General features: G+C 69.1%; 10 protein-coding genes. 3 read left to right on the forward strand and 7 right to left on the reverse strand.

Annotation, left to right across the window (positions count from 1 at the left end; translation table 11 throughout):
• Positions 1-144: 144 nt before the first annotated feature.
• Positions 145-1,515, reverse strand: coding sequence for an amidase (locus VK98_RS15255; RefSeq protein WP_048414868.1), 1,371 nt, complete (start codon positions 1,513-1,515; stop codon positions 145-147).
• Between the two features lie 234 nt (positions 1,516-1,749).
• A complete protein-coding gene (locus VK98_RS15265; RefSeq protein ID WP_048414870.1) occupies positions 1,750-2,619 on the reverse strand; it encodes an MBL fold metallo-hydrolase in 870 nt (289 codons plus the stop codon).
• A 138-nt stretch (positions 2,620-2,757) separates the two neighbouring features.
• Here VK98_RS15265 and VK98_RS15270 point away from each other — a divergent pair, with 138 nt between their 5' ends.
• Complete coding sequence (locus VK98_RS15270; RefSeq protein ID WP_048414871.1) at positions 2,758-3,645, forward strand: LysR family transcriptional regulator; 888 nt, start codon at positions 2,758-2,760, stop codon at positions 3,643-3,645.
• A 10-nt stretch (positions 3,646-3,655) separates the two neighbouring features.
• Here the strand turns inward: VK98_RS15270 and VK98_RS15275 are convergent, their stop codons facing one another.
• Positions 3,656-4,882: an NADH:flavin oxidoreductase/NADH oxidase family protein gene (locus VK98_RS15275; RefSeq protein ID WP_048414872.1), complete on the reverse strand. Its 1,227-nt coding sequence runs from the start codon at positions 4,880-4,882 to the stop codon at positions 3,656-3,658.
• Between the two features lie 80 nt (positions 4,883-4,962).
• Here VK98_RS15275 and VK98_RS15280 point away from each other — a divergent pair, with 80 nt between their 5' ends.
• Both VK98_RS15280 and VK98_RS15285 read left to right on the forward strand, forming a co-directional pair.
• Positions 4,963-5,382 carry a MerR family transcriptional regulator gene (locus tag VK98_RS15280; RefSeq protein ID WP_048414873.1) on the forward strand — a complete coding sequence of 140 codons (420 nt, stop codon included), beginning with the start codon at positions 4,963-4,965 and terminating at the stop codon, positions 5,380-5,382.
• Positions 5,383-5,557: 175 nt separating this feature from the next.
• The gene (locus VK98_RS15285) at positions 5,558-6,247 is read left to right on the forward strand and encodes a type 1 glutamine amidotransferase domain-containing protein (protein ID WP_048414874.1); all 690 of its coding nucleotides are present in this window, start codon (positions 5,558-5,560) and stop codon (positions 6,245-6,247) included.
• Between the two features lie 27 nt (positions 6,248-6,274).
• On the opposite strand, the gene VK98_RS15290 is transcribed toward VK98_RS15285, so the two are convergent.
• The 4 genes from VK98_RS15290 to VK98_RS15305 form a co-directional block, all read right to left on the reverse strand.
• Positions 6,275-9,379, reverse strand: coding sequence for a non-ribosomal peptide synthetase (locus VK98_RS15290; protein WP_197083063.1), 3,105 nt, complete (start codon positions 9,377-9,379; stop codon positions 6,275-6,277).
• A 79-nt stretch (positions 9,380-9,458) separates the two neighbouring features.
• Positions 9,459-12,173 (reverse strand): condensation domain-containing protein, encoded by a 2,715-nt coding sequence (locus VK98_RS15295; protein WP_048414876.1) that lies wholly within the window; start codon positions 12,171-12,173, stop codon positions 9,459-9,461.
• Between the two features lie 272 nt (positions 12,174-12,445).
• A complete protein-coding gene (locus VK98_RS15300; RefSeq protein WP_048414877.1) occupies positions 12,446-14,050 on the reverse strand; it encodes an MBL fold metallo-hydrolase in 1,605 nt (534 codons plus the stop codon).
• On the reverse strand, positions 14,047-20,670 hold the full coding sequence (locus VK98_RS15305) for a non-ribosomal peptide synthetase (RefSeq protein ID WP_053077412.1): 6,624 nt from the start codon (positions 20,668-20,670) through the stop codon (positions 14,047-14,049). Before VK98_RS15305 ends, VK98_RS15300 begins: the two co-directional genes overlap by 4 nt.
• Positions 20,671-20,742: the final 72 nt, after the last annotated feature.

Below are 20,742 nucleotides of genomic sequence, written 5' to 3' on the forward strand. Positions count from 1 at the left end.
AGAGCCTGTTCAAAGTCTTGCGAGCAAGGGCGGGACAAGGCGAAAACTAGCGAAAAAGCGGAATGTACATGCGGTACATGAGCATTTTGAGCTGGTACTCACCGTGCAACGCTTCACGAAGCGCAGCGGACCTTGTACAGGTTCTTAAGCCCGCGGCCGGTCAAACCGGATTTGGCGGCTGCTTTCTATCAGCTGGCCGGCGTGCAACACCGTGCGCTCGTCGTAAGGCCGGCCTATCAGCTGCGCGCCAAACGGCAGCCCGGCCCGATCCAGCCCCACCGGCACCGTCAGCGCCGGCAGGCCCAGCACATTGGCGGGCGTGCTCAGGCGGATGTAGGCCGACGCCACGCTCTCCTCGCTTCCGTCCGGCCAGACGAAGCTGTCCTGCCCGTGCAGCGGCGCGGTGTGCGGCACCGTGGGGACCAGCAGCAGATCGATGTCGGCGAACATCCGCCGCCAGGCGGCCTGCAGCGCGACCCGGGCGCGCCGGGCCTGGGCGTAGTCGCTGTCCGGCACCAGCATGCAGGCTTCCAGCAGCGTGCGCACCTCCTCGCCGTACAGCTGCGGCGCGCGGAGCAGGTCGTCCCGGTGATAGGCGGCGGCCTCCGGCGCTATCAAGCCCCATTGGGTGGGCAGGATGAGATCGGCCAGCGGGATCTCGACTTCCACCAGCACCGCGCCGGCGGCGGCCAGCTCGGCCTGCTGCTCCCGCAGCGCGGCCAGGATCTCCGGCGCGACGCGCTCGTGGAAATAATTACCGGGCACGCCGACGCGCAGGCCGGCCACCCCCTGGTCCAGGCCCTGGCGGTAGCTCTCGGCCGGCGCGGCCGGCCGGGCGGCGATGGCGTCCAAGATCGCCGCGGCGTCCGCCACGGTGCGGGCGATGGGGCCGACATGGTCCAGCGAGCCGGACAGCGGCACCACGCCCTGGCGGGACACCAGATCGTAAGTGGGTTTGAGGCCCACCAGCCCGCACAGCGCCGCCGGCACCCGGATCGAGCCGCCGGTGTCGGTGCCCAGCGCCGCCAGCGCGCCGCCGTAGGCGACCGCGGCGGCGGAACCGCCGCTGGAGCCGCCCGGAGAGCGCTCCGGCGCCCAGGGATTGTTGCTTTGCGGCGTGGTCAGGCCAAACGCGAACTCATGGGTATGGGTTTTGCCGGTCAGTATCATGCCGGCCTGTCTGAGCCGGGCCGCCACCGCGCTGTCGGCGGCGGCGAGGTGATGCCGGCGCACCCGCGAACTGGCGGTGGTGGGCAGGCCGGCCGCGTCTATCAGGTCTTTCAGCGTGTAGGGGATGCCGTGCAAGACGCCGCGGTAGTCGCCGCGGCGTATTTCCGCCTCGGCCTGGCGCGCGTCGGCCATGGCCTGGTCCGCGGCGAGCGCGACATAGGCGGATATCCGGTCTTCCTGCTGCCGCGCCCGTTCCAGCACCGAGCGGGTCAGCTCCACCGGCGACAGTTGGCCGGCCTCAATCAGCCGGGCGGCGTCCAGGATGTTCAATTGATAAGCTTGCACGGCGTTTACCTCCAGTCCGGGTCGAAGTGTTGGGCAAGGCGGGCGTCGGCCAGGCAGGGCTGGTTCAGTCTAGCGGTTTCCGCGCGGATAGCGGCCAGGACGGCGGCAACCGCCGCCTGGCGTTCGGGGCCAAGGGTCAAGCCGGCGGCCCGGGCCAGGGCGGCGACTGTCCGAGGGGTAAGGGCCTGAGCGGTGAGAGCGGGAAGGGGCATGAGGGGCTCCTGGGCTTGGGAATCAAAGGAATTGCCAGTCGAAACCGCCGTCCCTGCGCGTCACCCGGCCGGCCGAGGTGTCGGAGAAGTGGGCGCTGAACACGGCGGCGCGGTTTTCCGCGGCGAAATCCAGCAGCCAGCGCCGCGACTCCCGCGCCGCGTCCTGCTCCCGACAGAACACCGAATTCCATTCCGGCCGGTACACCTGCATCGGCGTGTGCATCACATCGCCGCAGAACAGCGCCGTCTCGCCGCGCGAAGTCAGCGAAATCGACATATGGCCGGCGCAATGGCCGGGCGTGGGGTGGAAGCGGAAACCGTCCTGGTAGTCGCCGCCGTCCAGGCCGATGACAAGGGCCTGGCCGGCGGCGATCACCGGCGCCACGCTGTCGTCGAACACCATGCGCCGGCTGTCCGCCTCCGGCGTGGCGAAGAAGTCCAGATCGCCCTGCGGCAAGGCATAGCGGGCGCGGGGAAAGGTGGGCGTCCACCGGCCGTCGATCAGCCGCGTGTTCCAGCCCACGTGGTCCGCGTGCAAATGGGTCAGCAGCACGTGGTCGACGTCCGCCGGCTGGATGCCCAGCTCGGCCAGGCGCTGCAGAAAAGGGGTTTGCAGCCGGTGGAACAGCGGGTTGAACGCGCGCTCCTTGTCGTTGCCGATGCCGGTGTCGATCAGGAAGACCTGGCCGGCCCATTCCACCGCCCAGCTGTGCACGCTGAGGGTGAGGCTCTCGCCCGCGGCGTCCAGCAGGCCGCGCAAACCCGGTTGCCGCGTCAGCAAGGCGTCGTCCCAGTCGCGGTAGAGAAAGGAGGGCGCCAGGCCGCGCAACAGCGTGTCCGTCACGCGGGTGATCTTGGCGTCGCCAAGTTGATAAGTGTTGGTGGTGTTCATTTGGGTCTCTGCGGCTAGGGTGCGCGCCGGAGTCGCCGGCTGCCTGAGCGCCACTATCGCGGAAATCTGTCATGCTTTCCAATGCCGAATTATTAATTCGTGATAACTTTAAGGCATAGACAAGCCGAAAGACCCCGCATGGAATTGCGTCATCTCCGTTACTTCATCGCCGTGGCCGAGCACCAAAGCGTGCGCCTGGCCTCCGAACGCCTGCACATCACCCAGCCGGCGGTGTCGCGCCAGATCCAGGATCTGGAGCAAGAGTTGGGCCTGTCGCTGTTTGAGCGCTCGTCGCGCGGCCTCAGGCTGACCGCGGCCGGCGCAAGCTATCTGCGCGAAGTGCGCAAGGCGATGGCCGCGCTGGACGACGCGGCCGACGGCGCGCGGCGCGTGGCCGCCGGCCTTTTGGGCCGGCTGCGGCTGGGCTGCGTGGAGAACGCCGGCTGGGACGGACTGGTGCCCAAGGCGTTCAGCCGCTTTCAGGCGGACGCGCCGGAGGTGGCGCTGGAGCTGAGCGTGCTGAACACGCCGCAGCAGCTGAGCGCTTTGGCGGAGGGCGCGCTGGACGGCGGCTTCGTCTACCAATACGAGCCCTTGCCGGAAGGCGTCGCCGGCCTTCCTCTGCTGGAGCACGATGTGGTGCTGGCGCTGCCGCGCTGCTGGGACACCGGCCACGACGAGAGCCGCCCCGTCGCGCTGCGCAGCCTGGCGGACCGGCCCTTCGTGACCCTGCCGCGCGACGCCTATCCCGGCTATTACGACCGCCTGATCGGCGCCTGCCGACAACTGGGGGTGCAGCTCAAGGTGGCGCAGGAGGCCGGCACCGAGACGGCGATCTTGTCGCTGGTCTGCGCCGGCATCGGCGCCGCCATCGTCAACTCGGCCAATCTGGGGAGGCCGCCGGCCCAGGCGCGTTTCTTCCGGCTGCAGGATCTGTCCTTGCCGATGCCGCTGAGCTTCGTGAGCCGCCAGGACGCCGCCAATCCGGCGCTGACGCGCTTTCTGGCGGCGTTGCGGGACGTTTGAGGCGGCCGGTTCAGCGCTGCGCCGCCCAGCGCCGATAACGTCGGGCGCGGCAGGCGTCGGCCAGCTGCTGCTGGAGCAGCGCCCGCAGCGGCGACACTCGGGGATTGGTCGTTTTGCCCTGGCTGAGCTGGCGCAGCTGGAACTTCACCGCGGCCATATTGGCGAGCGACGCCAAGGGCTTGTTGCGCCAGCCGATGGGCGGCAGCGCCGGGGCGGTGTCCTTGCCCTGGCGCCAGTCGCTGGGCAGCGCGGGGGCGATGGCCAGCGCGGTGGCGATGCCCACCATGTCCACTCCGCCGGCCACCGCCTGCTCGGCCACCGGCCGGCGGCGGATGCCGCCGGTCACCATCACCGGCATGGCGGCCACGGTCCGGAGATCGCGGGCGAACTCCAGGAAATAGGCCTCGCGGGCCAGGGTGCGCCCGTCGCGGGCCTTGCCCTGCATCGCTGGCGCTTCGTAGCTGCCGCCGGACAGTTCGACCAAGTCCACCGCCAGCTCATTGAGCCAGACCACTACCCGGCGGGCGTCGTCGGCGCTGAAGCCGCCGCGCTGGAAGTCGGCGGAATTGAGCTTGACCGCCACGGCGAATCCCGGCGAGGTCTCCGCGCGCACCGCCTTGACGATCTCCAGCAGCAGCCGGGCCCGGTTTTCCAGCGGGCCGCCCCAGGCGTCCGTTCTGCGGTTGGACAGCGGGGACAGGAACTGACTCAGCAGATAACCGTGGGCCGCGTGGATCTCCACGCCGCTGAAGCCGGCCTGCTCGGCCAGGCGCGCGGTGCGGGCGAAACGCCGTATCACATCGGCGATCACCTCCGGCGTCATCGCCTGCGGCGGGTCGAAATGCTTGGACATCTTGCCCAGCGCCAGCGGCACCGCGGACGGCGCCCAGGTGGTCTGGCCCAGGCTGGCCGGCATCTGGCGGCCGGGATGGTTGATCTGCAGCCAGAACTGCGCGCCCCGGGAACGGCCGATCCGGGCCCAGCGCCGGAAGCGCTCCAGCTGGCGCTCGTCCTCCAGCACCACGCCGCCAGGTCCGGTCATCGCGCGGCCGTCCACCATCACGTTGCCGCTGATCAGCAGGCCGGCGCCGCCGTCCGCCCAGGCCTGGTAAAGCCGCATCAAGGCGTCGGACGGCGCCTGGTCCGCGTCCGCCATGTTTTCCTCCATCGCCGCCTTGGCGATGCGGTTGGGCAGGCTGGAGCCGTTGGGAAGGGTCAATGGGGTGAATAGCGTCATCAGCGAGCGCTCCGGTTTGATCTTGGCTCAAGCTTAGGTTTAAAGTTAACTTTAATGTCAAGCCACGATCGAGAGCGCGGATGAAAATTGGAGAATTGGCGAAGCGCTGCGGCATGACCGCCTCCCGCATTCGCTTTTACGAAGCCAGCGGCCTGATCCGCGCGGTGGCGCGCGGGGCCAACGGCTACCGCGATTACGGCCCGGAGACGCTGCGGCTGCTGGAAGTCATTTCCAGCGCCCAGAACGCCGGTTTTTCGCTGGACGAGATCCGCCGGCTGTTGCCGACGGCGCCCAACGCCTGGCGGCATGAGGAGCTGCTGGCCGGGCTGAAGCGGAAAGTGGACGAGATCGAACTGCTGCAACAGCGGCTGGAGCAGAACAAGGCCCAGCTGCGGCTGGTGATCGCCAGCATGGAAAACGGGCCGGAAGAGCTGGCTTGCGAGGAGCGCGCCCAATGGGTGTTGAACCGCCTGCGCGAAGACGACGACGCGGCGGGCTGAGCGCCGCGGACGGCTTCACGGCTTGGGCAAAAACGCCTTGACCCTCAACTTGACTTGAAACTTATGGTGAGACTGGGCCGCCGCCGGCAGCGGCCGAACCATGCCGGTTCACCCCCCCGCCGCGCGGCGTGAGCCGCTTCCGCGCCCTGCGGCGCTTCGACAAGGATAAGCCGTGATGAGCAAGCGCATTCTGCATGTGGTGAGCAATGTCGCGCACTACGCCGACCCGTCCGAAGCCACCGGTTTGTGGCTGTCGGAACTGAGCCATGCCTACGAGGTGTTCGCCGAGAAAGGCTGGGAGCAGCAATTGATCAGCCCGCTGGGCGGCGTTTCCCCATTGGAGCCGCGCTCGCTGAAATGGCCGAACGCCGACGCCTCCGCGCGGGCCTGGCTGGCCAGCGCCGACAAGCGGGCCTTGCTGGCGGAAACCGCCAGGCCGGACGAAGTCGACCCGACGAGCTTCGACGCGATCTACTTCACCGGCGGCCACGCGGTGATGTGGGATTTCCCCGACGACGCCGGACTGCAGCGGATCACCCGCGAGATCTACGAGCACGGCGGCGTGGTCTCCTCGGTGTGCCACGGCTATTGCGGCCTGCTGAACACCCGGCTGTCCGACGGCGCGCTGCTGGTGGCCGGACGCCGGCTCACCGGCTTTTCCTGGCGGGAGGAGGCGCTGGCCGGCGTGGCCGGCAAGGTGCCCTACAACGCCGAGGAGGAGATGAGGCGGCGCGGCGCGCTGTACGAGAAGGCCTGGCTGCCCTTCATCTCCAAAGTGGTGGTGGACGGCCGGCTGGTGACCGGGCAAAACCCGCAGTCGGCCAAGGCCACCGCCAGGCAAGTGGCCTCCTTGCTGTCGCGCTGAGGCCGGGAGCGCCGGCTAGGCGCTTCATCATGCGCCGATGTCGGCGAGCGCGCCGACGGCGAGGCCCAAAGCCTCCTCGAACGCCTGGAACAGCTCCTCCGCCGCGGCGTCGCCGCAATGGGCGGGATCGCCGCTCAGCCGGAATTCGGCGATTTCCGAGCCGTCGTCCAGATGGACGGCGATATTGACCGGGTAGTGGAATCTGTCCACGCCGTCCCAGTTGCGCAAGTCCGCGGCTTGCGCGTCCAGCGCCCGGAAGTTGGTGAAGTTGAAGGTGTGGGAAAACTCGCGGCCGGGGCTGCGCGCATCGAAAATCGCGCTGTGCGGGTAGAGCGCGTACTTCTCCTGTTGCAACAGGCGCTGGTGGATTTCGCCAGCCGTTTGCAGCGCGCATCCCGAGGCCTGAAACGACAAGGGTTGCAAGTTCCAGAACAGGCCCACCGCTTCCAGCGGATCGCTCAGTTCCGGCACCCTGCCGTTGACCACCACCCCCATCAATACCTGGGGGTCTTGGGTCGTTTGCGCGATCGCATGCCCGACGGCGGCCAAATACAAGGAGCGCGGCTGGATCCGCCGCTCACGCGCGCAGCGGCCTGCGCTGGCCACCAGCTGGGGGGCGATGCGCTTTTTGTGTTCCATCATCGCTGTCGGGGGCTCTCTCCATCGCTCAACCGTCTGTTTTCCGGCAAACGGAGCCTGCCGCCAGTATTCAATCGCCGCCGGGTCCCGGGCCATCTGTTGCTGGAGGGCCACGTATTCGGAAAACACGTCCGCGCAGGCCGGCGCCGCGACGGCGGCATGGCGTTGATAGCGCTGGAACGCCGCGTCGAAGAAGCGTTGCTGGCCCCAGCCGTCGTCGATGGCGTGGTGGATGCTGAGGAACACGACGCAGCGGCGGTCCGCGGTGTGGAAGAAGCGCAGCCGCACCATTTCGCCTGCCGCCTCGAAGGGGGTGAACGGCGCATGCAGGTCGGCGCGCGCGTAGTCGGCGATCAGCGCCTGCTGCCGCGGCGGGGCGTCGCGGCGGAGGTCGACGACGTCCAGGCGCACGCGCAGCGTTTCCGCGTCGACGCGGCGAATCGCATCGCCGTTGCGGACGAAGAGGGTGCGGAAGACGGGGTGCCGGGAAAACTCCAAGCGGAAAGCCTGCGTCAACCGCTCGATGTCGAGCGCCGCGTCTTCGCAGTCGAACCACTGTTGCACGTGATAGACGCCCAGGCCCGCCGGAGCCGCCTGGTACTGCTCCAGCATCAGGCCTTGCATATCGGACACAGCGTTTGCCCGTTTCGCCGGCGCCGGCGGCAAACCGGTTTCTCCCCGCTGGCTGCGGTCGTTCAGGTCGCGGACGTTAGGCGAGTGAAACACGTCCTCCACCGTTGCCGACCAGCCGGCGCGCTTCAGCGCCATGATCAGCTCCACCGCGCGGATCGAATCTCCGCCCAAGGCGAAGAAGTCGTCTTGCGGGCCAAGGCGGTCCACGCCGAGTATCCGGCTCCAGATCGCTGTCATGTCGGCTTCGTCGGCCGAGGCCGGCGCGTCCGGCGGGCGTTCGTCGCTCAGGGGGCGCGCCATGTGCGGCAGCTTGCTGCGATCGATCTTGCCGTGCGCGGTCAGCGGCAAGCTGTCGATGCAATGGAAATGGTGGGGCATCATGAAGCCCGGTATTTTTTCCGCCAGCGCCTGGCGCAGAGCCGGCAAGCTCATCGGCGCGGCGGCGAAGCGGAGATAGGCCGACATCAGGTCGCGGCCGTCCTCGGCCGCGGCCAGCACCACCGCGTTGGCGACGCCGTCCAGCTCGCACAGCGCGGATTCGATCTCGGCCAGCGAGACCCGGAAGCCGCGGATCTTCAGGTAGCCGCCCTTGCGCGACTCGTAAACCAGCTCGCCGTGCTGATCGATCTTCGCCAGATCCTTGGTCTTGTACATCCGCGCGCCTTCGTGGCCGGGGAAGGGGCAGGGGATGAAGGCCTCGGCGGTCAGGCCCGGCCGTCCCAGGTAGCCGCGCGCCAGCCCCGGGCCGGCGACGTAGAGCTCGCCGATTTCGCCGGCCGCCACCGGCCGCAAGGCGTCGTCGAGCAGGAACAGCGACAAGTCCGGCAAGGCCGCGCCGATGCCGGCTGACTTCCTGCGCTTGGACTCGTCGGCCTCGACCACATGCAAGGTGACGTGGACGGTGGTTTCGGTGATGCCGTACATATTGACCAGCACCGGGCCGTCGTCGCCCATGGTCTTGAACCAGGGCTTGAGCTGCGTCAGGTCCAGCCGCTCACCGCCAAACACCACGAAGGCCAGCGACGCCACGGCCTCGCGTTTTTCCGGATGTTCGTTCAGATACAGGGCGAGCTGATAGAAAAAGGACGGCGTTTGATTGAGCACCGTCACGCGGTGCCGCTGCAAATAAGCCAGCAGCGCCGAGGGATCTCGAATGGTGGCCAGCTCGGGGACCAGCAGCGTGCCGCCATGCAAGAGCGCGCCGAAAATTTCCCAAACCGAGAAATCGAAGGCGTAGGAGTGCAGCAGGGGCCAGACGTCCTCCGGTCCGAAGTCGTAGTAAGGCTGGGACTCGCTAAACAGACGCAGCACATTGCGGTGGGTGATCTGGCTGCCTTTGGGGCCGCCGGTGGAGCCCGAGGTATAGATGACATAGGCCAGGCCGTCTCGATTCGGCGAGTCGGCGGCGGCGGACATCGCGGCGGGGTCGCCGGACGTCGGCGCCAAGGCGTCAAGATCGAGCAGCGGGATGCCGTTGGCGGACGCCGCGCTTGCCGTCCGTTCCAGCGATTCCTGGTCCACGATGATCATCTTGGGCCGGGCGTCGCCGATGAGGTAGTTCAGCCGCTCGGCCGGATACTCCGGGTCCAGCGGCACATAGGCGCCGCCGGCCTTGAGGATGGCCAGCATGGCGACAATCAGATCGGACGATCTGCGTACGGACAAGCCCACCAGGGTTTCCGCGCCCACGCCCTGGGCGCGGAGCCGGCCGGCCAGGGCGTTCGCCCGTTGATCCAGTTGTCGGTAGCTGAGCGAAGCCGCCGCGCATCGCACGGCGACTCTATCGGGAAACATCTGGACCGAGCGGGAGAAGGCCTCGGCAAGCGTTCGGCAGGCGCCGAGTTCTGTTGGATGAGTCATTGGTTTTTCATGTCCTGTCGGCACAGGCTCTTCGAGCCTGTTCAAAGTCCGCTGCGCGTCGCGAGCGCTTGGCATCGGTTCAAGTCGCGTCCGCCGCGCAGCCGGCGTCCCCGGCGCTGGCCGGCTTCGGTTTCCTCAGCAGCTTGGGCGCGGCGCGCGGCACCTCCGCGGCTACCGGCGCGCCGGCCGCTTGCCGCAGCGGCGCATCGAAGCCCCGCACGCATTGGGACAGCAGGGCCGCTAGTTCCGCGCCCATGTCTGCAATCGACGCCGGATCGAACATATCGGTGGCGTACTCGATGCGGACGCAGCTGCGGGCCAGATTGAAGCCGAAGGCCAGATCGAACTTGGCGATGGGGTTGGTGCCCGGCAGCAAGGTCACGCTCAGGCCCCGTTCGGTCCAGCCCTTGAAGTCCTGATCCACGGTAACAACGACTTGGAAGATCGGGTGTTGGCCGGGAATGCGTTCCACGCCAAGGCGCTCGACGAGGGAGGAGAACGGCACCCGGTAGCCGGCGTAACTGGCCTGGGCGGTTTGGCGCGTTTTTTCGATGAGCTTGCGCGGGGTGTCGGCGGCCTCGATCCGCAGCGGCAAGGCCAGCAAATTGACGAAATTGCCTATCATTTCCTCGGTTGCGCCGTCGCCGCGCCCGCCATGGGGGAAGCCCATGCAGACGTCGGCCTGATGGCTACGCGCGGACAGATAGCCGGCGAGCAGGGCGGCGACGGCCATGAACGGCGAGGCGCCAAGCTGGGCGGCGCGCTGGATGTGTTCGCCCAGCAGCGCCTGGGGCAAGGCGCACTCCAGGAAGGCGCCGGCGTAGTCGCGCCGCATCGGACGCGGGCGGTCCGGTCTGAGATTGAGCGGGGTCGCGGTTCCGGTCAGGCGGCCGAGCCAGCGGTTCAGCTCAGTTTGATAATCGCGGCTGCGTTGCCAGGCCCGCTCTTCGGCGGCGGCTTCCCTCACTGTCGTCGCCGGGCCGGCCGCGGGTAAGGCGCCGTCCCGCAGCAGGGCGCGCAGATCGCGCAGCCATAGTTGGGCGGAATGGCCGTCAAACACCATGTGGTGAAACACCATCAACAAGGCCCAGTGCTCGCGGTCGCGGCGCACCAGGCAAAAGCGGCACAGCCGGCCGGCGGCGAGATCGAAGCTCGTTGAGCTGACATCCCGTTCCAGGCTGGCGAAGCCGGCGTCGCGGCTCTCCTGAGGCAGTTGGCTGAGGTCCGCTGTCTCGAGAACAAGGGTGGGCGGCGCGCCGATTTCCTGGCGCAGGCCGGACGGGGTTTCCACAAAGCGCGTGCATAAGGCTTGATGGCGGCTTAGCAACTGCTCCAGGGCCGCTTCCAGGCGGGCTGGGTCCAGCTGGCCGCGCATCTCCAGATGCAGCGGGACATTGTACAAGGCGCGGTCCGGGGCCAGTTTCTCGAAGAAGTACAGACTTTGCTGGTTGCTGGACAGTTGGCCGAGCCAGGCCTTGGCCTGGCTTAGGCCCGGCTCGGCGGCCTCGCCGCTGTCCCGCCATGGTCGGCTTAAGGTCAGGTCTAGCGGATCGGCCGCCGGCAATTCGTCAAGCCGGCGGGAAGGCTCGGCCAAGCATGGCGCGGCGAACTGGATCAGCCCGTGCAACAGCTGTTGGGCGCTGGCGGCGTCGAACACGGCGCTGGCGTACTCGAGCGCCAGCCACAGGCCGTCGTCGCGTTGGTCCAGGACAAAGCTCAAATCGCACTTCGCTGTTTCGGCATGCGCCGCGAGTTCGGCCAGCTGTAGTCCGGCGAGACGCCAGCGCGGTCTTTGCCGCACCCGCGCGGCGACTTGAAACCATGGCGTCGAGACGCCGGATGTTTCAAGCGCCATGTCCCTGTTCCCGAATCCTTGCATGGCCTGCGAGCGGACCTGGCCCAGCATCTCCCGCAGATTAGGCTTGGCGTCCAGCCTCAAGCGCAGCGGGAGCGGGTGTTCGAACAGGCCGATGATTTCATGGTCTTCCGCATGGCTCCGTCCCGGGACGAAGGCGTCGATCAGGGCCTCATCCCGGCCGCTTTGCGCGCCCAGGAAAAGACCGAGCAAGGACGAGAACACGGCCAACAAGGTCTCTCCCGTTTCCTGCTGGAGCCGGCGCAGCGCTTGTTCCAGCTCGGAAGGAAGCTTGAGCGCCAACTCGGCGCCGTCTGTCCGTATCTTGTCCGCGTTCGATGGCGGCCGTTGGTACGCGCCGGCGCGCGACGGCTCGCGCTGCCAATGAGCGAAATCCGCGTAATCGAGCGCATTCGGCGCGAGCTCGGCGTCGCCGCCGCTCAAGGCGGTGGCATAGGCCGTTTCGAGGTCCGCCGCCAGGATGCCGCTTGACCAGGCGTCGAAAACGGCCTGGTGGAACACCATGAGCAGACGCGCCTCCGTCTCCGCCTGCTGAAGGAGAACGAAGCGAAACAAGGGCCCGGTCGCCAGATCGAAGGGGCGGCGGACGATGTCCCGGACGGCCGCGTCCAGCTCGGCCTTGTTACCGCTGTCCGGCTCCAGGCGCGTCAGCTGGAGCAAGGGACCGGGCCAGGCATGCCGCGTCCAGCAACGCAGTTCGTCGCCGTCGCAGGCCAGCGTGCTGCGCAAGGCCTCATGTTTGGCCACGACCGCGGCCAGGGCCGTTTCCAATGCCGCGACATCCAGCGCGCCGCTGATCTGCAGCGCGATGGGAAACGAGCATGAGGGCGTGTCCGGCGTCAGTTGGTCAAGGCGGAACAGCCCTTGCTGCTGAAAGGACGCAAGCCAGCCGTAGCCGGCATCGAGTGAAAATTTCATAAGCGAATAACCTTGAAGCGGCGATGAGTCGACAAGAAAAAGCCTCCGCGCGGCTTGGGGCGCATCGGCTTCCCCGACGTCGGCGGAAACCGTGCGCGCCCGCTTGCCGGATGCCTTCCGTCATCCGGTCCGCCGCGCGGCGTGGCGATCATTCCGGCCTAGCGCAGCAGACATTGAACAGGCTCTTAGAGCGTGTTTACGATCTCGCGAGCTAAGGCGAGACAAGGCTTTAACGCCGTATCGCCGACGCACAGCAGATCGTAAACAGGTTCTTAGCAGCTGAAGCTGCTGCAGCCGTACAGCCGTTCCGCGCTCAGGCCCGCGGCGCGGCAGCGCTCGAGGAACTTGTTCGATTCGACGATCTGTTTGCTGTCGGCCGAATACTCCAGGCCGGTGACGAAGCGCATCCAGGGCTCTTGCCCCATCGCGTAGACGTAGATCTTCTTGCAGTCGAATTCCTCGACGATGCTCCAGGCGTGCTCGCAGTCGGAACCGGACAAGGTGCGGGATTCGTCGTCGCGCCGGCTGAGCGGGCTGCCGGTGTAGGGGCCGTACAGCCAGCTGAGCGGCGCGCCGTCGCATTCCATGCCGATGAACAGGGTGTCCGCCTTGCCCAGGCGCTCCACGATGCGGCGGTACAGCGCGCGGTCCTTGCAGTCCGAGTCCGCCAGGAACAGGAAGCGCCGGTTTTTCAGCCGCAGAAACATGCCGTGCTTGCTTTCAATGTCCAGGTCGGCGTGCTCGCCGTAAAACGGTAGGCTGACGATTTCGCCGTCGTCGAAGCGCACGCTTTCCATCGGCTCGAGTTCGGACACATTGCGGAAGCCGAGCGCGCGCAGCGTGAGTTTCATCGACGGATCGGCCAGGCTGCGGCTATTGTGGCGCGGAACCAGGATGCGGCCGATGCGGCCGCGCAGTTGCAGCAGCAATTCCGGGCTGAAATGGTCCTGGTGGTTGTGGGTGATGAACACGTAGTCGATATGGTCGGGCAGGTCGTCGAAAGTCAGCCGCTGCGGTTCGCCGTCCCGGTCCCAGGTGACGAAGGGATCGATCAGCACCGAGGTGGACGCCGTTTGCAGCAGGACGCAGGCATGGCCGAAATAACGGATGCGCACGTCGCCGCCGTGGTACTCCGGCTGCTCGCGCCGCGGCGCTTCGGCGTCGAAGAAGCCGCGGAAGCGGGCTTCCTGTTCCGCCGGCACCTTCAGCGCCTGCTTCAGTTCCGCGTAAGGGACGGCGCGTATCCGGCTGGCGGCGAGCGCTTCGTGATTGGGGTCGGCGAAGGGCAGCGGGAGCACCAGCCTGGCGTCTCCGTCCAGCCGGGGCGTGTTCAGGAAGAAATGGCGCTGTTCGTCGCGCTCGGTGCTGAAGGCCAGCGTCTGATGGTCCGCGCCCGCGGCGGCCGGGTAGCTCAGCAATTGGTCCAGCACGCGGAGGCCGGGATGGTGGTTGAGGTCGTAGCTGACTTCGACCAGGCCGGCCAGGGTGGGCGGCAATTCGGCGTAGACCGAGTCCAGGCTGTGGCCGTTGGCGGTTTGCTGCAGCTGGCGATTGAGCTTTTGCAGGTCTTCGGCGAAGCGGAGCAGCGGCTCCGCGTCCTTCAGCGTGTCTTGCAGCAGGCGGCGCACCGCGGGCAGGTCGCTGGCCGCCAGCTCCAGGAAGGGGCCGCCCAGCATCTGGGGGTTCTTGGACGCGGCGATGTGCACGCTGGGATTGGCGATGAAGGAACGCAGCAGCGGAATCTGGCGGAAGGCCAGATTGATCGCCTGCTGGACCGGCGACACCAGATGGCTCCAGGCGTACCAGCGGTGGAACAGGGGTTCCAGTTTGACGCCGCTTTTCAGATAGACGGCGTCGTCGGGACGAGGTGTGCTCATGCTTGCTCCAATGTCGGGGAAGAAGGGGTGGAAGGGGACGAAGCCGGCGCCGTCGCTTCGCTGAATCCTGCGCGCGACGAGGCGTAGGCCGCGTAGTCAGCGTATGGCCGCGGCAGCGGCGTCCAAGCGGGTTCGCCGCCGCCGGCGCGGGCGGCGTAGGCCTGGGCCAGTTCCTGCAGCAGCGGCGCGATCGGCGCGCCGGCATCGCTGTCGGCGGCCTGACGCAGCGCGGCGGGCAAGGCGGAGCCGCCGGCGGTTTCCAGCGCCGCGGCCGGCTCGGCCGGCGCGTTCAGCGCGGCGTGCCGGCGGCCCAGCTCGCGCAAGGCTTGCCGCAAGGCCGGCAAGTCCAGTTCCCCCTCGTAACGCAGCGAGACCGGCGCGCCGTCTTGGCGGCGGACGGCCAGCCGGAGTTGGCGCGGTTCATGCCGGCCAAGCGCCAACCGCCGCGCCAACTCGGCGACGCTGGGGGCGAGGAAGAGCTGTTCGATAGACAGCTTGACCCCCAGCTGGCCGCGGATGCGGGCGGCCAGCCGCATCGCCAGCAGCGAATCGCCGCCCAGCTCGAGGAAGCCGGCGTCCAGGTCCACCGCCGGCAGCCGCAGCGTCTCCGCGAACAGCTCGGCCAGCGCCTGCTCGGCCGGCGTGGCGGGCAAGCGCTGCGGCGCGGCCGAAAACGCCGGCGCCGGCAGCGCGCCGCGGTCCAGCTTGCCGTGGGTGTTCAGCGGCAGCGCGGGCAACACCATCACCGCGGCGGGCAACATGTAGTCGGGCAGGCTGGCGGCCAGCCCGGCGCGCAGCCGCGCGCCGTCCAGGCCGGCGCCCGCGCGCGGCACGGCGTAGGCGATCAGGCGCTTGCGGCCGTCGTCGTCGACAGGCAGAACCACGGCCTGGGCCACGCCGGCTTGCGCGAGCAGCGCGGCCTCGATCTCTCCGGGCTCGATGCGATAGCCGCGCAGCTTGATCTGCTGATCAAGGCGGCCGAGGAACTCCAGTTGGCCGTCGGCCAGGCGGCGCGCCTTGTCGCCGCTGCGGTAGAGCCGGCTGCCGGGCGCGCCGAAGGGGTTGGCGACGAAACGCTCGGCGCTGAGCGCGGGGCGGCCCAGATAGCCGCGCGCCAGGCCGGCGCCGGCCACGTAGAGCTCGCCGGCGATGCCGACGGGCACCGGCTGCAAGGCCTCGTCCAGCAGATAGACCTGGCTGTTGAGCACCGGCCGGCCGATGGGCGGCGAGCCGCCGGCCAGGCGGTCGCTCAAGGTGGCGCAGATGGTGGATTCGGTGGGGCCGTAGGCGTTGATCATCCGGCGGCCGGGCGCCCATTTGGCCACCACCTCGGCGGGGCAGGCGTCGGCGCCGACCAGCAGCGCGCCGGGCAGCAGATCCGGCGCCGGCTCCAGCAAGGCCAACAGCGCCGGCGGCAGCAGCGCGTGGCTGATGCGCGCGGCGCGCAGCGTGCCCAGCAGGCTGTCGGCGTCCAGCTGTCTGGCGTTGGCCGGCACCAGGCAGCCGCCGCCGGCGAAGGCCATCAGCATTTCCAGCACCGAGGCGTCGAAGCCCGGCGAGGAGAACTGCAGCACGCGTGCGGACGCGTCCAGCGCGCAGCGCTCCTTCAGGTCCTGCGCCAGGCTGGCCAGCCCGGCGTGGCTGACCGCGACGCCTTTTGGCCGGCCGGTGGAGCCGGAGGTGTAGATCACGTAGGCCAGATCGTCCGCCGTCAGCGGCCGCAGTCTTTCTTGCCGGCCGATGTCGCCGTCCGCGAAGCTATCGTCGGCCTCTGGCGCCAGCACCGGCCCGGCGGTTTGCGGCAGGCGGGCGGCGGAGCCGGCGTCGCTCAGCACCAGGGCGGGGCGGGCGTCGTCCAGCATCAGCGCCAGCCGCTCCGCCGGATAGTTCAGGTCCAGCGGCAGATAGGCGGCGCCGGCTTTCAGCACCGCCAGTTGCGCGACGAGCAGCGCCGCCGATTTGGGCAGCGCGACCGCCACCAGCCGGCCGGGGCCGACGCCGGCGGCGATCAGCCGCCGGCCCAGCCGGTTGGCGCGGCGGTTGAGTTCGGCGTAGCTCAAGGTTTCGCCGCCGCTGTCCAGCGCCGGCGCGTCCGGCGCGCGGCGGACCTGGCGCTCGAACAGCTCGCACAGCGGCAGCGGCGCGATGTCGCGGGCGCTGGCCCGGCCGTCCAGCAGCAGGCGGCGCTCGTCCTCGTCCAGCAGGTCTTGGCGGCGCACCGGGCCGTCGGGCTCTGCGGCCAGTTGCGCGAGCACGGCGGCGTAGCAGCCGGCGTAGCGCCGCAGCGCGTCGGCGTCGTGGGCGTCGCGGTGGGCGCTCAGGCTGCCGACGATGCGCGCGCCGTCGGGGCGGAAGTTGACTTGCAGCGCGAAGCTGTTGTCCATCGCGCTGTCTTGCTGGCGCCAGTCGGCCAGCGCTTCCAGCGCCTGAAAATGGGTGTAGTTGAAGATGGCTTCGCCGACGTCGCGCAGGCCGGCGTCGCGCAGCATGGTGGCCAGCGGATAGCGCCGGTGCGGCAGCAGCGCCCGTTCCGCGTCTATCACGCGGCCTATCAACCGGGTCCAGGATTCGCGCCGGATCTCCATGCGCAGCGGCACCGAGTTCAGGAACAGGCCCTCCATGTGCTCCGCGTCGGCGGTTTCCGGCCGGCCGTTGGTGACCAGCGCGGTGCAGGCGCCGCTCTTGCCCGTCAGCATGGCCAGCGCGGCCAGGTGGGCGGCCAGCAACACCGATTTCAGCGGCGCGTTCAAGCGGCGCGCCAGCGCGCTCAGCGCCGCCGAAACCGGGTCGGCTATGGCGATGTCGGCGTTGATCTGCAGCGGGCCGTCGGCCGCCGCGGCGGCGTTCTCTTCGCGGGCGAGCAGCGCGGGGGCGGCTTCGTAGCCGCGCAGCTGTTCCCGCCAGAAGTCCCGGCTGGCCGGCGAGGCCATCGCCTGGCGCTCCAGCGCGATGTAGTCGCGGTAGCGGCTGGACAGAGCCGGCAGCCGGCACGGCTGGCCGGCCAGCTCGGCCTGGTAGAGCTGGGCCAGTTCGACGATGAAGACCGAGTCGCTCCAGCCGTCGAGGATGGCGTGGTGGATGCGCAGCGTCAGGTGGAAGCGCCGCTCGCCCAAGCGGTGGGCGTGGGCGTGCAGCAGCGGCGCGGCGGCGGGATCGAAGGCTTGTTTGGACCAGGCGGCGATGAAGGCGGCCAGGCTTTCTTGCTGCGCGGCGGGCGGCAAGTGGCCGAGGTCGCCTTCGCCCAGCGGAATGGCGGCCGCGGCCAACACCAGTTGCAAGGGCTCCAGATAGCCGTCCAGCGCGAAGCGGGTGCGCAGCAACTCGTGCCGCCGGCACAGCGCGTCCAGCGCGCGGCGCAGCGCCGCCGCGTCGTAAGGCTGGGACACCGCCAGCCCGACGATATTGTGGTACAGCGTCGAGTCGTCGCGGAAGGCGCTGTGGAACAGCATGCCCTGCTGCAGCTGGCTGAGCGGGTAGGCGTCCACCGCGTCCGGCGGCAGCCGCCGGCGGTCGGCGGGGTCCAGCAGCGCGAACGGTTCGGCCGGCGCGGCGGCGGCGTCCGCGCCCGCCTGTTCGGCATGGGCGGCCAGCAGCGCCACGCTGTGGTGTTCGAACAGGCTGGCCAGCTCGAAGGAGATGCCGGCTTTGAGCGCCAGGCCCTTCAAGCGCAGCGCCAGCAGCGAATCGCCGCCGAGGTTGAAGAAGCTGTCGTCCAGGCCGACGCGCTCCAGTCCCAGGGTTTGGGCGAAGGCCTCGGCCAGCAGTTTCTCTTTCTCGGTGGCCGGTTCGCGGTGTTCGGCCAGCGTCAGCTCCGGCGCCGGCAGGGCGCGGCGGTCCAGCTTGCCGTTGGGGGTCAGCGGCAGCGCGTCCAGCGCCACCCAGGCGGCGGGCACCATATAGTCGGGCAGGCGGGCGGCCAGCGCGTCGCGCCAGCGGGCGACGTCGGCTTCGGCGCCGGCTGCGGGCACCGCGTAGGCGACCAGCCGGCGCTGTTCGGGCGCGTCCTCGCGGATCAGGACTACGGCCTGGGCGACGCCGGGCTGGTCCAGCAGCGCGGCTTCGATCTCGCCCAGCTCGATGCGCAGGCCGCGCAGCTTGACCTGGTGATCGAGGCGGCCCAGGTATTCCAGCGCGCCGTCGTCGCGGCGGACGACGCGGTCGCCGGTGCGGTACAGCCGCTGGCCGACGGCGAAGGGATGGGCGACGAAGCGCTCGGCGGTGAGTCCCGGACGGCGCAGATAGCCGCGGGCCAGGCCGACGCCGGCGAGGTAAAGCTCGCCGGGGATGCCGGGCGGCAGCGGCCGCAGCATGGAATCGAGCACGAAGAGCTGGGTGTTCCAGATCGGGTGGCCGATGGGCACCGAACGGCTGTCGCGGGCCGGGTCGCAGGTCCAGGCGGTGACGTCGACGGCGGCCTCGGTGGGGCCGTAGAGATTGTGCAGCGGACAGGGCAGCGTTTGGGCGGCGCGGGCCAGCAGCGGCGCGGACAGCGCTTCGCCGCTGCACAGCACGCGGCGCAGGCTGGCGCAGCCGGCGCTGGCGGGCTCCAGCAGGAAGGCGTCCAGCATGGACGGCACGAAATGCAGGGTGGTGACGCCGCGGCGGCGGATCAACTCGGCCAGATAGGCGGGATCGCGATGGCCGTCGGGGCGGGCCAGCAGCAGCGAGGCGCCGGCGAGCAGCGGCCAGAAGAATTCCCATACCGAGACGTCGAAGCTGGACGGGGTTTTTTGCAGCACCACGTCGTCGTCGGCCAGCGGGTAGGCGTGCTGCATCCACAGCAGGCGGTTGACGATGGCGCGGTGGCTGTTGACGGCGCCTTTGGGGCGGCCGGTGGAGCCGGAGGTGTAGATGACGTAGGCCGGATGCCTATCGTCGCCGGCGAGTTCCAGCGGCGCGTCGGACAGCGCGTCGTCCAGCTGATCCAGACACAAGGCGCGTTCGATTGGCAGGCCGGCCAGCAGCTCGGAGCGGGACAGGACCACGGCGGGCTGGGCGTCGTCCAGCATGAAGGCGATGCGCTCGGCCGGATAGTCGAGATCGAGCGGCAGATAAGAGCCGCCGGCCTTGAGCACGGCGAGCAGGGCCACCACCAGGTCGATGGAGCGGGGCAGCGCGACGGCGACCAGGGTCTCGGGTCCGACGCCGTCAGCGCGTAGGCGGCGGGCGAGGCGGTTGGCGCGCTGATGCAGCTGGCGGTAGCTGAGGGCGATGTCGTCGAAGCGCAGCGCCTCGGCGTCGGGGCTGAGTTCAGCCTGGTCTTCCAGCAACTGGGTCAGGGTGGCGGCGGGTAGCGGGGCGTCGGTGCGGTTCCAGGCGGCCAGCGCGTCTTGCTGGGCCGGGGTGGTTGGCGCGATGCGGGCGAGCGGCAGCTCGGGCTGTTCGGCGATCAGGCGCAGCAGTTCCAGCAGTTGCCGGGCGATGCCGTCGACGGCGTCGGCGGAGAAGAGATCGGGCCGGTAGCCGAAGCGCAGTTCGAGCTCGGGCCCGGGAACGGCGCACAGGCTGAGCGGATAGTGCGAGGTGTCGGCGCCGTCGCCGCCGAGCGGTATCAACTCCAGGCCGTCGGCCACCTTGCCGTCGGCCGCGCCGGGCAGCGCCGGATAGCTTTCGAAAACCAGCAGGGTGTCGAACAGATCCGATCTTCCCGCCGCCTGCTGAATCTCGGCGAGGCTCAGGTGTTGATGCTCGATCAGCGCGGCCTGCTGGGCCTGCAGGCGTTGCAGCAGGGCGGCGAGCGTTTCCTCGGGGCGCAGGCGCAGGCGCAGCGGAACGGTGTTGATCAGCAGGCCGACCATGCGTTCGACGCCGGGCAGTTCCGGCGGGCGTCCGGAGACGGTGACGCCGAAGACGACGTCGTCGGCGGCGCTGAGGCGGGCGAGCAGGATGGCCCAGGCCGCTTGCAGCAAGGTGTTGAGGGTGACGCCCAGCTGGCGCGCCCGCGCCTGCAGCGGGGCGGTTTCGGTCTGCCGGGACAGGATCCGTTGGCGTTCCCCCGCGACGGCGCCCAGTTTGGCCGGCTCGTCCAGCGCGTCCAGGCTGGCGGCCCAGGCGCGGGCGGCGGCTGCCTTGTCCTGTTGTTGCAGCCAGGCCAGATAATCGCGGTAGGGCGGCGCAGGCGGCAGCGCGGCCGATTCTCCCTGGCGGTAGAGCGCGAACAACTCGTCCATCAGGATGGGCATGGACCAGCCGTCGAACAGCAGGTGGTGGAAGCTCCACAGCAGTTGGTGGCGCTCGGCGTCCAGCTTGACCAGGATGAAGCGCAGCAGCGGCGGCTTGCCCGGATCGAAGCGGCGGCGCAGGTCCGCCTCCAGCAGCGCGTCCAGCGCGACGGCGTCCCGGCCGGACAGGTCTTCCTCGCGCCAATCCAGTTCAAACTCGCGGGGCACCACCTGACGCGGCTGCGCCAGCCCCTTGTAGACGAAGGCGGAGCGCAGATTGGGGTGGCGACGCAGCAGCGCCTCGGCCGCGCGCCTGAGCCGGCCGGCGTCCAGAACGCCGCGCAGTTCGAAGCGGTTGCGGACATGGTAGGCGTCCGCCTCGCGTTCGTCGTACAGCGCGTGAAACAGCAATCCTTGCTGCAATGGCGACAGCGGCAGGATTTCGGCGATCTTCGACATCGTGAACCTCGCAATGGGCGGTCGCCGTTGGCGGCCGCCCGGAAAGTATTTGGAACCGGTTCTTAAGAGCGT

This window comes from Chromobacterium sp. LK11, assembly GCF_001043705.1.
GTDB classification, from domain to species: Bacteria; Pseudomonadota; Gammaproteobacteria; order Burkholderiales; family Chromobacteriaceae; genus Chromobacterium; species Chromobacterium alkanivorans.